The organism is Tenacibaculum amylolyticum, assembly GCF_964511145.1.
Classification (GTDB): Bacteria; Bacteroidota; Bacteroidia; order Flavobacteriales; family Flavobacteriaceae; genus Polaribacter; species Polaribacter amylolyticum.
On the sequence record NZ_CAZEFZ010000063.1, the window covers coordinates 79,294 to 91,870 of the forward strand.

The following is a 12,577-nucleotide window of genomic DNA, read 5'->3' on the forward strand; positions in this document are numbered from 1 at the left end:
TAGTTAGGTTTTATTATAAACTAGTTCCAACTAATTAGTTTTAACTAGCTGATGCAAAAGTACATTTTTATTTGATTCTGTAAATAAAAAACACTCTTTTAAAATAAAAGAGTGTTTTTTATATTGAATATAATGTAGAATCCTTTTACACTAACATAGTAACAGGATTTTCTATATATGTTTTTAACGTTTGTAAGAATTGTGCACCTACAGCACCATCTACAGTTCTGTGATCACAAGCTAACGTTAATTTCATTGTATTACCAACTACAATTTGTCCGTTTTTAACTACTGGTTTTTCAACAATAGCACCTACAGATAAAATTGCAGAGTTAGGTTGGTTGATAATAGAAGTAAAGCTTTCGATACCAAACATTCCAAGGTTAGATACAGTAAATGTACTTCCTTGCATTTCATTCGGTTTAATTTTTTTACTTCTTGCCTTACCAGCTAAATCTTTTACAGATGCTCCAATTTGAGTTAGCGTTAATGCATCGGTATGTTTTACAACTGGTACTACTAATCCTTCATCTACAGCTACAGCTACACCAACATGAATATGACTATGATACTGTGTAGCATTATCCGTCCATGTAGTATTTACCTGTGGATGCTTTCTTAAAGCCATTGCACAAGCTTTTACAACCATATCATTAAATGATACTTTCACGTCAGGAATAGCATTGATAGTTTTACGAGAAGCGATTGCATTTTCCATATCCACTTCTATATTTAAGTAGAAGTGAGGTGCAGAGAATTTAGAGTTACCTAAGCTTCTAGCAATAGCTTTACGCATTTGAGAGTTTTTAACTTCCTGAGTATTTTCTTCTCCAGCGATAGCAAAACTAGTTACTGCTGTTGTAGGAGTTGCACTAGTACTAGCTACAGGAGCTTCAACTTTTGCAGTAGGAGTGTAGTTTTCTACATCCTTTTTCACAATTCTACCATTTTCACCAGAACCTTTTACATCAGTTAAATTGATTCCTTTGTCTTTGGCTATTTTTTTAGCTAAAGGAGAAGCAAAAATTCTACCACCACTAGTGTTTGTTGTAGCTACAGTTTCTGTAGTAGCTGCTGCAGGAGCTTCAGTAGTGATTTTTTCTTCTTTTTTCGCTTCACTGGGAGTTGCTGTAGTAAGGTTTCCACTTTTATGAGCTTCAATTACTGCCGCAACATCTGTTCCTTGTTTACCAATAATAGCTAATAAACTATCAACAGGAGCAGAGTTTCCTTCTTCTATACCTATATGAAGTAATGTCCCTTCGTAAAAAGATTCAAACTCCATAGTAGCTTTATCAGTTTCAATTTCGGCTAAAATATCTCCTTCTTCAACTTTATCTCCTACATTTTTTAACCATGATGCTACAGTTCCTTCTTCCATAGTATCACTTAAACGTGGCATTTTTACGATTTCAACTCCTTCAGGAATTGCTGTTGAAGTAGCTTTATTAGGAAGTGAAGCTTCTTCTGTTTTTTCTGCTTTTGGCTCTTCAGCAGGAGCAGTACTTTCGCCATTTAATAAACCAGAAAAATCTTCTCCTTCTTCTCCAATAATAGCTAATAATGTATCTACAGGAGCTGTTTCGCCTTCTTGAACACCTATATGTAATAAAACTCCTTCATGGAACGATTCAAATTCCATAGTAGCTTTATCTGTTTCAATTTCAGCTAAAATATCTCCTTCTTCAATTTTATCGCCAACTTTTTTTAACCAAGAAGCTACTACTCCTTCTTCCATTGTATCGCTTAAGCGCGGCATATTAATTACTGTTGCCATATGTACTTAGTTTTTGTTGGTTCTTTATTTAATGAAAGGGTAATCTTCTTGTTCGTAAACTACATCGTGTAAAACACTTAATTCTGGGAATGGAGATTCTTCAGCAAACTTCTCACATTCTTTTACTAAATCTTTTACTTCTTTATTAATAGTTTCTATTTCCTCGTCAGTAGCATATTTCTTTTCCTTGATAATATCTAATACTTGAGTAATAGGATCTATTTTACGATACTCTTCCACTTCATCTTTCGTACGATAATGTTGTGCATCCGACATAGAGTGTCCTCTGTATCGGTATGTTTTCATCTCTAAGAAAGTAGGTCCGTCTCCTCTACGAGCACGTTGAATAGCTTCATCTACAGCCTCAGCAACTTTAATAGGATTCATTCCGTCTACTGGCCCAGATGGCATTTCATATCCTAAACCTAATTTCCAAATATCTTCGTGATTAGCAGTTCTTTCTACTGAAGTTCCCATTGCATAACCATTATTTTCACAAATAAAAATTACAGGTAATTTCCAGTTCATTGCCATGTTAAAAGTTTCATGTAAAGAACCTTGACGAGCAGCACCATCTCCAAAATAACAAAGTGTTACTGCATCACTATTATGGTATTTATCACCAAAAGCAATACCAGCTCCTAAAGGAATTTGTCCTCCAACAATCCCGTGTCCTCCATAAAATCTGTGTTCTTTTGAAAAAATGTGCATAGAACCACCTAATCCTTGCGAAGTTCCTGTTGCTTTACCATATAATTCAGCCATTACTCTTTTAGGATCTACTCCCATACCAATAGGCTGTACGTGGTTACGATATGCAGTAATCATTTTGTCTTTTGTAAGATCCATAGCATGTAAAGATCCTGCTAAAACAGCTTCCTGACCATTGTATAAGTGTAAAAAACCTCTTACTTTTTGTTGTATATATACCGCTGCAAGTTTGTCTTCAAACTTTCTCCAAAAAAGCATATCTCTATACCAATCAATGTAGGTTTCTTTAGTGATTTTTTTCATTCTGCGTCTGTTGTTTGTTTCTAGTTGCTTATTAAAAATGCAAGAACAAAAATAACGGTTTTTTACAGAATAAAAAATGGGTTAACAATGAATTATCGTAAACGTTTTCGTAAGACTACTTGTTTTTGGCTACAACAAGTGTTGCTTTTGCTCCGGTAGCTAGGTTCCATTCATTTTTAGAAAGGAGCATTCCTGTGTCGTTATATACTTTAAATGCTGCAGTATTAGGCCCAGAGGTACCTTGGTTTAATGCAACAATTTTAATTTTATTAACGCCTTCTTCTAATGGAATATTGAAAGATTGGTAGCGACTTCTCAATGTTATATTGGTAACAACAGGAATATCATTTACATAAATAGTAACACGATCTCCATCTGGATATTGGAAATCTCTACATATAATATTAACACTTTCTGAGTTGGTACTAATACTTCCCAAATCCTGATCTATGACAGGATAATTATACATACCATTTATTTTTTGGAAGTTTTTTAGGTAGCGTTCTTCTGCTATTTTAGCTTTTGTTAGTATACCTTTCTTTTTTAAATCTTCTTCTGCTTTTTGTTCTTTTTGCTTTTGCTTGAGTTCATTATTAGCTGTTTTAAAGCCATTGTCATTCCTGAAATTCAATGTTTTTGGTTTTTTAACTTCTCTAGCAGGAGCTTTAATTACACCAATAGAACTTCCTTTAACACTTCCTCCAGTAGAGTTATCAACTTGAGAAAAGCCTATAAATGTACTTGCAAAAAGTAACGTTATTAAGATTTTAAAATTTTGTTGTACCATAATCTAATTATCACAAAGATAATGCCGTTTGCTATTAAAAGTCGGAAAGAAGTGTTAATTCTTACTTAATAGGGAAATCGAAATATGTTTTTGGAAATGGTTCATTATTTAATGTAAAATGCCACCATTCATTTTTATACGGTCTAAAACCATTAGCTAACATTGTTTTTCTAAGTAACATTCTGTTTCGCTTTTGTAACTTGGTTAAGTTAGGATACAACGCGTGAGAAATTTTTCCAAAGAAATCATACGGACTTCCCATGTCTAATTCTCTACCTGTTTTTAAATTTACAATAGTTAAGTCAACAGAACTACCTCTAGAGTGTCCCGATCTTGTAGCAATATATCCTAGTTTAAAAAGATTGCGTTTGTTTAGAGCAGGGTAGTAGTCTTTTTTTGTAAGTGTATCATTAGGAATTCTTGCCCATCGTACAAAATGGTTTACGGCAGTTTGTGGTCTGTATGCATCAAAAACTTTAAGACTGAATCCTCTTTTTAGCAATTGATCTTGTACTTTTTTTAAAGCTCTAGCTGTTTTGGTAGAAGTAATTAACACAGGTTCTTCATATCCATCTACTGGTACTCCTAAAAAATTATTGTGAGAACAGTAACGTAATTCTTTTTGAATTGTGGGAGCTATATCTTTTACATAAGAAAAGCCTTTAGGTAGCTTTTGTGCTACTACAAAAAAAGTAGCGAAAAAAAATAGTATTAAGAATAAGTGTTTTAGCATAATCAATATTGTTACTTTAAAAAACTACTTTGTTACCATTAACGTATGTAGCTGTACATTTAATTTTATCTAGTTTATCTGTAGATACCTGTAAAGGGTTTTTATCAAGAATAATGAAATCGGCATATTTCCCTTTTTCTAAGGAGCCAATTTTATCTTCCATATTAATTTGATAAGCAGCATTAATAGTAAGTGCTTTTAAAGCTGTAATAATATCAATCTTTTCTTTAATACCAATAACTTTTCCTGTTTTAGTTTCTCTTTTTATAGCTGTTGCGATTAATTTAAAAGGATTGCTTTCAAACATAGGTTGATCTGCATGTAATGAGGATATAACTCCTTTTTTAATAGCAGTATTTACAGGGAGTATTTTTTGAGTTCTTTCTGAACCTAAAATTTTAGTATCTAAAACATCACCATAATAGTATAGGTGGTTTATATGAAAACTTGGAGTAATATTTAATTCTTTAACTTTATTTAATGTAGTATCAGGAAGAAGTAGGCAATGTTCTAAACGATGTCTAGAAGAAGAAAAGTCTAAATCATTTTTTAATTCATAGAATGTGTCGACGACATCTTTTATAGCTTGATCTCCTTGTGTATGAATGGCAAGTTGCCATCCTTTATTATGATGTTCTTTTATAAGCTCTTTTAATTTTTGTTTTTCTATTAATGCTTTTCCTTTGGTTCTTTCAGGAATATGTAATGTATTATTCGTAAAAGTATTCTCTAGATATGGTTCTTCTAAATACATTGAGCCAATATAAGGGGAACCATCATACCAAAGTTTTACACCTATTGTATTATAAAAATCATTGTTAACGGTTTTTGTTTCTGGAATTAAATGTGGCATATCATTTCTCATATAGATAAAATGACGTGGCATTTGTGTTCTTTCTGGTAAGAAATTTAACTTTTCTAATAATGAACTTAAAAATGTGGTTGATTTATCTGATAGATGTTGTAATAAAAGAAGTGGTTTTTTATCATTTATTGTTAACCCTGTAGAAACAATAGTAGTGTTTCCATTTTTTAAGTATTCCTTCATTACTTTGGTGGAGGCATTGGTTAGTGCCGTTGAGGTTAAAACTTCTTTTTTAATAAGTTCAATGAAAGGTTTAAAGGCTTCTTGTTCAGCAATAAGTCCTGTTAGATTATTAAGTGAATCTTTTTGATAATAGCTATGTTCAGATGGATTAGGAGTATCTTTAGTAATACCAGCTTTTTCAAAAGCTTTAGAATTTGCCCAATAACTATGTAGACTTTGACTAAACATAACTACAGGATTATTTGGAGCAATACTATCTAATATTTTTATGTTAGGAACTTTTAAATTTTCAATTAAAGCAGGATCTATTCCTTTGCAAATAATCCATTCGTTTTTGGGTGTTTTATGGACTACTTTTTTAAAGTAACTCCATACTTCATTATTGTTTTTATGTTTAAAACCAGATAAATCATAGAAATCATATAAAAACATTGATAAAGCAAAATGAGTATGTGGATCTATAAATCCAGGAAGAATTGTCTTTCCATCTAGATTTATTTTTTCAACATGTTTTGGAACTCTAGAGAATACATCGTCTTTATTTCCAATTTCAATAATTTTACCATTAGCAACATACATTGTGTTAAATGTATTGTTTGCGCTATCTAATGTTATAATATTAGCATTATAGTATACTATTGGTGGAGTTTTTTCAAAATCTGTAGGAATTAAATAGTATGTAATACTAAGAGTAAGAATTATAAATATAAAGAACTTAATTTTTTTCATACTAAATTTATTGAACAAACCTCTTAAAAATGATTTAAGAGGTTAGGTTGTAAAGTTAATAGAATAAATCAGTTTAACTTGTTATATATATTTAATAGATAATAACTTTTTGAATGTTCCTAATTCGTCATTATTTCTTAATAGCTGTACCATTATAATTACCTTGTTTTATACTTAAACTCTTGCCGTCTTCAGAGAAGGTAAAGTACATAGCTTCTGCATAAGCTTGTTCAAGCAAGAATGTTCTATTTCCTTTATAGATTAAAACCCTTTTAAATTCATTTTGAATAACATGAACTAATTTGTCATTTTCTGTGATAAAAACGGATTCTTCAGTAGAGTCTTTCGGATTGTAATAAGTACCTGTAAATTTCTTAAGCTCTTTTGTAGAAATTGAGAGTATAGGGTCGTTAAAGTATAATTTAAGAACTTTGTTTAAAATAGTGTCTATATTGTTGTTTGAAGCATTAGAAGTAATTGTTATAGCTAATTTTTCTTCTGGAAAATAGAATGCAGAGGCACTATACCCATCAATATCACCATGATGCCCATAACTAGAGCGACTGCTTAAAGTAAGTTTAACCAAACCAAGACCAAAACCCTGTTCTATTTGCTGCATTTGGCCTAAACTATTTTGATTTATTATTTTTTGATTGAATAATGCATTTAGAAAATTGTTAACATCAGTAGAAGTAGCTATGATTCCTCCAGCTCCAAGTGCATTGGTTAAATCTGTAATTGGAAGTTCTTTCCAAGAGTTATTATTGTATGTATAAGATTGAACAATGTCTGGCGAATTATTTTGTAGATAATATGTGTTGTTAAGTTGTAATGGTGCTGTAATTTTTTCAGATAATATAGTTTTAAAATCGGACTGGTAGATCTTTTCTAAAATAAATGTCAGTAAAACATAATTTGAATTACTATACTCAGCTTTTGGATTTGTGTAATGCTTATCTTGTACTTGAGTGATAAGAGTAAGTAATTCTTCTTTTGTTTTAGGCTGCGTGTGATAGGATAAAAAATTACTGTATTTGGTGTAACTAGGAATACCACTAGAATGATTTAGTAAATTTTTTATAGTAATATTCTTAGCTTCTTTAATGTTTGGAAAAAATAAATCTATTGATTGATCTAATGTTATTTTTTGTTCTTCTATGGCTTTTAATATTAATGCAGCTGTGTAAGTTTTAGAAATTGAACCGATTTTATAATAAGTTGCATTACTTGCTTTTTCTGAGGTTGCTATATCTTCAAAACCTATGGTGTTTTGATAAATGACTTTATCGTTTTGAGAAATACTTATGCTTCCCATGAATTCATTCTTTTGTTCTAAAGAAGTAAACAAACTATCTATTTTATTTTTGAATGATGGGAGAGTAGCAGTTGAAATTTCTGTTATTTTCTGTTGTTTTGTTTTTGTTACGTTGTTATTACATGAATATAATAAACATACAATGCTCATTGTGTAAATAGCATGTTTTTTCATAATGTAAGAGTGAGTTATAGGTTAAGGAAAGTGTGAGGATACTTTTAAAAAAAGCCAAAGCTCATAGAGCTTTGGCCAAGTAAACCAAGTATTAGTCTAAGAGTTAGCTAACTAGTAAACTAATTTTGTATAGGAAGATGATTGTAACTTAATACACGTTTTAACTTCCATTTATTATTTTTTAAAATCCAAAGATGGGTAAATAATGCAGAACCTGTTGGAGTAGTTTTATCTTTTGTTTTTATATAAAACTTGTGCTCTCCTTGTTGTATGGCTCCGTATAAATTGTTTCCATTTTTTAGCGGAAATACTTTTAAGCTATTTTGAACAAGTTTACGGATAGGTTTTTTATTTGGATTACTGCAAATATTATCTCTTACAGATTTCATAAACTGTGTTCTATTTTCTATACCAGCAATATCATGATAAAATTCAAAATCATTGTCAATAATATCATTTAATTTTTCTAATTCGCAACGATTGAAAGTTCTTTCGAAAATAATACTGTCTTTAGATTGTAATGTTTTATAAAGAACTGAATTTTGTGGTACTTGTGCAAAAGAAAACAGAGACGTGAATAAAGACCATAATAATAAGACTATTTTCCAGAAAAAGTTTCCTTTAAAAAAGAAGTCGAATAGTTGTTTCATAGTTTTTCAGTTTTACAATTATTCTTTACTACCAAATTTTAAAAGCTAAAGTATCTTCGTCTTCATCATATATTCTTGTAAATCCTTTAGGTATTGTTTCTAAAGTATTATTAGATATACGTAACTCCCCTTTGTAACCATCGTTTGTATCAATGATTAATAAAACCTTTTCAATTTTATCATCAATGTCATACCTAGGGTTTACAATTTTAATATCTATGTTTCTTCTATTTTTAAACCAACGAACTAATTTCTTTAATTCATTTTTAGTTGTTTGTTTAGAAATAATGAATTCTGCCTTTGCATTGTTAATTGTACTGTCGAATAAAAATGAAACATCGCTATCATTATCATCTTCAATTTCAATCTCTTCTTTGATTTCAATTTCCTCTTCTTCTTTTTCCTCTTCACAATCTAAGCACTCTAAACCTTTAGAAGTCATTTTAAAAAGATGATTGCCCATATTTCTATCATAAATATTCTGAACGTTATCTACATCGTATAAAAACTTTCTCGAAGAGTTTTCAAAGAAAATAGAAGTTCCTTCAGGAATAAAAACAGTTACATATACTTCTTCATCTTTCCATAAATTTTTGAATTCACTTAAGAAGAAAGCATCGAACATAATTTTATTGTCAGTTACGTTAAATTTATATCGAATACTTTCAGCGTTATTAATCGCTTCTTTTCTTTTTCTTCCTTCAGACTCTTTCTTTATTTCTAAATAAGCTTCTCCAGTTTCACTTTTGTCTACATCTATTCTAACATCATTAGAATATTTCATTCTTGTATCATTTACATCAACTTCAATAGCATTGTCTCTTCTACGTAAATTATGTTGATAGTAGATGTTTTCATCATTATGAACGCCAATTCGTAAAGGCTCTTCTGGATTAAATAATATAGACTTTTTACTAACCTTTATGCCATCTTGAGCTTTAGAAGTTGCAAATTCAATTCCTGAAAATCCAACAAACAATAAAGCAACTAACCAAACACCAAATAAGGATAACGAAGTTGTTGCGTTTAATCTTTTAATATTAGGAGATAGAATGCGTAAACCTAAAATTAATAATACTAAGAAAGGAATAGCAACAACTAATAAACCAAGAATTGTTAACAGCCATTCTGGGAAAAATGAATCGTAAAAGAATGGAGGATAGTGAACAGTATCTCTATCAAAACCAAGGATTTCAAGACTACTTACAGAGAAAATAGCTAATATTAAAGCAACTAATGTTACTCCTGCAATGAATACCAGTAAAACACCCATAAATTTGCCAAACACCTTAAATAAGGCAGAAAGTATTTTACCTAAAGTATCCAAAAAATCCTGAAATCCTGATTTAGTTTGGTTACGTAATTTGTCATAATCGGCACTAGAAATCTTATCAGAAATTTCGCTGGCACCATCTTTTAGCTTCGTGGAGAAGAATTCAAACTCGTCACGAATTTTTTTTTCAATGTTTCCAATATTTACATCCTCTCCTTCCATCTGAAGTTTTTCGGCTGTAGTCTTTGCTTCAGGTAATAAAACCCATAGTATAATGTAAACTAAAAGTCCGAAACCAGTAGTAACTGCAGTAACAATAAATATCAAACGAATCCAAATAGCATCAATATTCGTATAGTGTCCTAAACCAGCAGCTACACCACCTAAAAATTTATCTTCACGATCTCTAAATAGTTTTTTGTTAGTTGTGTTTCTTTTTCTGTAAGAAGTATTATCAGTATAAGCTTCTTCACTTTCTGTATAATCTTCTGGTTGCCCCATAATAGCTATGATTTCATCTATATCTCCTTCATTAACTACCTGGCGAGCGTCAGTAATTCTCTCAGATAATAATTCACTAATACGTGCTTCTATATCTGCTATAATTTCATTTTTTCCTTGTGGGTCATCACTTAATGAACGACCGATAGCATCTAAGTACCTTTTTAATTTTTGATAAGCATTTTCGTCTATATGGAAGAAAAAACCGCCCAAATTTATGTTTATTGTCTTATTCATTTGATGTTGATTTTGTGCTTGTTACTTGATTTACTGCGTTTACTAAATTATTCCAGGTTTTATCCAGTTCTTTTAAAAACATGTTTCCGTTTTCGGTTAACACATAGTACTTGCGTGGTGGTCCAGAGGTAGATTCTTCCCATCTATACGATAATAAACCTGCATTTTTTAATCGAGTTAATAAAGGGTAAATTGTACCTTCAACCACAATCATTTGAGCGCTTTTTAGTGTTTCTAGAATTTCAGAAGTGTAAGCATCTCCTTTTTGTAGTATAGAAAGAATGCAATATTCTAAAACCCCTTTTCGCATCTGCGCTTTTGTATTTTCTATCTTCATTGAGGGTGGTATTATTTAATGAATTTTATTGTAAACGGATATTTATAAACTTCTCCGTTGTTTGCTTTCATAGCTGCGATAATTATTAGCGCTATTTTAATTAAGGTAACAATGCTTACTAGAGAAGCAATACCAAAAATGCCAAATAAATCGCCGCTAAAAGATATGCTATTACCAAAGTCTAAGTGGTTTCCTCTTCCAATTGATCTAAAAATGTCTCCAAAGAAGAAAGAGAAGAATGATGCACTTAAAATAAAAATGTATAAGGAAAAGCTAATATTAAAATTTACAGCTTCCTTACCATGATCGTCTAAAAATGCACTTCTTTCTTTTTGCGTTTGCCATAAAATTAATGGGGTTATAATACTACCTAATGGAAATAAATAACCTGCAAAGGATGATATATGTATTAGAAATGCATTGGTGTTTTCACTATTATTTTTCATGGTAAAAATGATTTGTATAATACTTGACATTGCAAATATATGTCTAAAAAAAGGTATTATGCAATACATAGTACTAAAATTTAACATTTTTTAACTATTTTTAAAAGTGAAAACTTTCTTTAAAAGCCATTATAAAAAGCTTAAATTGCCAGTAAATACAGTATTTATGAAGTTTACACCCTCAAAAATTAATTTTTATTTACTTTTTAAACTCCCATCTGCATATTTTACAGGAATACGTGTAAAATCTATTTCAGAAGAAAAATCTACAGTATATGTTAAACATAGATGGATAAATCAAAATCCATTTAAATCAATGTTTTGGGCAGTGCAAGGAATGGCGGCAGAGTTTTCAACTGGGATGTTAGTATTACAAGCAATTTATAAGTCAAAAAGAAAAATATCTATGCTTGTTACTAATATGGACGCAACTTTTACAAAGAAAGCAACTGGAAGAATTCGATTTGAATGTTTGCAAGGAGAAGAGGTTAAAGCTGCGATTCAAAAAGCAATAGAAACAGGCGAAGGAGAAACATTAATGTTAACTTCTGAAGGGATTAATGAAGAAGGAATTTCAGTTTCAAAATTTCAATTTGAATGGAGTTTGAAAGTAAAAGCGTAACAAAAAGAAGATCACTTAGTCTAATAAAATAAAAACTTTTAAAAATTATGTTTCTTAAACAAAACGCACACGAAATAGATTATCGCATTTATGGCGAGGAAATGCAATATGTAGAAATTGAATTAGATCCAGAAGAAGGAGTAGTAGCAGAAAGTGGAGGATTTATGATGATGGATTCAGGAGTAAAAATGGATACCATATTTGGAGATGGTTCTAATCAGGAAAAAGGATTCTTGGGAAAAATTTTCTCAGCAGGGAAAAGAGTATTAACTGGTGAGAGTTTATTTATGACTGTTTTTACGAATATTGGACAAGGAAAAAAGCAAGTTTCTTTTGCTGCCCCATATCCAGGGAAAATAATTCCTATTGATTTGGTTGAATATGGAGGTAAGTTTATCTGTCAAAAAGATGCTTTTTTATGTGCAGCTAAAGGTGTTTCTATTGGTATAGAATTTTCAAAGAAATTAGGTAGAGGTTTGTTTGGAGGTGAAGGCTTTATTATGGAGAAGTTAGAAGGTGATGGATTGAGTTTTATTCATGCTGGAGGAACATTAGCAAAAAAAGAGTTGAAAGCTGGTGAAGTATTAAAAGTTGATACTGGATGTATTGTAGGTTTTACTAAAGATGTAGATTACGATATTGAATTTATAGGAGGGATAAAAAATAGTATTTTCGGAGGTGAAGGATTGTTCTTTGCAAAATTAACTGGCCCTGGTACTGTGTTTATTCAATCGTTGCCTTTTAGTAGATTAGCAGGACGAGTATTAGCTAGTGCTCCTCAAAATGGAGGAAGTAAAGGTGAAGGAAGTATTTTAGGTGGTTTAGGAGATTTACTTGATGGAGATAATTCATAAAAAATATTTAAAGCTACTATTAATTAGTAGTTGATAAACATAAAAAAAGCACTGTTGAAAACAGTGCTTTTTTTATGTTG

12 protein-coding genes are annotated in these 12,577 nt (G+C 30.7%); 2 read left to right on the plus strand and 10 right to left on the minus strand.

Features of this window, described 5'->3' with window-relative positions:
* Positions 1–145: 145 nt before the first annotated feature.
* From ACKTTC_RS13550 to ACKTTC_RS13595, 10 genes are all read right to left on the minus strand, one after another.
* Entirely contained in the window at positions 146–1,777 is a 1,632-nt protein-coding gene (locus tag ACKTTC_RS13550) for a pyruvate dehydrogenase complex dihydrolipoamide acetyltransferase (protein WP_408040375.1), read from the minus strand.
* 24 nt (positions 1,778–1,801) lie between these two features.
* Positions 1,802–2,791 carry a pyruvate dehydrogenase (acetyl-transferring) E1 component subunit alpha gene (gene pdhA, locus ACKTTC_RS13555; RefSeq protein WP_408040376.1) on the minus strand — a complete coding sequence of 330 codons (990 nt, stop codon included), beginning with the start codon at positions 2,789–2,791 and terminating at the stop codon, positions 1,802–1,804.
* Between the two features lie 115 nt (positions 2,792–2,906).
* Positions 2,907–3,578 carry a hypothetical protein gene (locus ACKTTC_RS13560; RefSeq protein ID WP_408040377.1) on the minus strand — a complete coding sequence of 224 codons (672 nt, stop codon included), beginning with the start codon at positions 3,576–3,578 and terminating at the stop codon, positions 2,907–2,909.
* Positions 3,579–3,639: 61 nt separating this feature from the next.
* Positions 3,640–4,311, minus strand: coding sequence for a M15 family metallopeptidase (locus ACKTTC_RS13565; protein ID WP_408040378.1), 672 nt, complete (start codon positions 4,309–4,311; stop codon positions 3,640–3,642).
* Between the two features lie 16 nt (positions 4,312–4,327).
* The gene (locus ACKTTC_RS13570) at positions 4,328–6,088 is read right to left on the minus strand and encodes an amidohydrolase (protein WP_408040379.1); all 1,761 of its coding nucleotides are present in this window, start codon (positions 6,086–6,088) and stop codon (positions 4,328–4,330) included.
* A 130-nt stretch (positions 6,089–6,218) separates the two neighbouring features.
* On the minus strand, positions 6,219–7,577 hold the full coding sequence (locus ACKTTC_RS13575) for a serine hydrolase domain-containing protein (protein ID WP_408040380.1): 1,359 nt from the start codon (positions 7,575–7,577) through the stop codon (positions 6,219–6,221).
* Positions 7,578–7,696: 119 nt separating this feature from the next.
* Positions 7,697–8,227 carry a nuclear transport factor 2 family protein gene (locus ACKTTC_RS13580; protein WP_408040381.1) on the minus strand — a complete coding sequence of 177 codons (531 nt, stop codon included), beginning with the start codon at positions 8,225–8,227 and terminating at the stop codon, positions 7,697–7,699.
* Between the two features lie 28 nt (positions 8,228–8,255).
* Positions 8,256–10,238 (minus strand): PspC domain-containing protein, encoded by a 1,983-nt coding sequence (locus ACKTTC_RS13585; RefSeq protein ID WP_408040382.1) that lies wholly within the window; start codon positions 10,236–10,238, stop codon positions 8,256–8,258.
* Positions 10,231–10,575 carry a PadR family transcriptional regulator gene (locus tag ACKTTC_RS13590; RefSeq protein WP_408040383.1) on the minus strand — a complete coding sequence of 115 codons (345 nt, stop codon included), beginning with the start codon at positions 10,573–10,575 and terminating at the stop codon, positions 10,231–10,233. Before ACKTTC_RS13590 ends, ACKTTC_RS13585 begins: the two co-directional genes overlap by 8 nt.
* Positions 10,576–10,586: 11 nt before the next feature.
* Complete coding sequence (locus ACKTTC_RS13595; protein ID WP_408040384.1) at positions 10,587–11,021, minus strand: DUF4870 domain-containing protein; 435 nt, start codon at positions 11,019–11,021, stop codon at positions 10,587–10,589.
* 166 nt (positions 11,022–11,187) lie between these two features.
* Here ACKTTC_RS13595 and ACKTTC_RS13600 point away from each other — a divergent pair, with 166 nt between their 5' ends.
* Positions 11,188–11,643 (plus strand): DUF4442 domain-containing protein, encoded by a 456-nt coding sequence (locus ACKTTC_RS13600; protein WP_408040385.1) that lies wholly within the window; start codon positions 11,188–11,190, stop codon positions 11,641–11,643.
* Positions 11,644–11,690: 47 nt separating this feature from the next.
* Positions 11,691–12,497, plus strand: a complete 807-nt coding sequence (locus ACKTTC_RS13605) for a TIGR00266 family protein (RefSeq protein WP_408040386.1) — start codon at positions 11,691–11,693, stop codon at positions 12,495–12,497.
* Positions 12,498–12,577 lie beyond the last annotated feature (80 nt).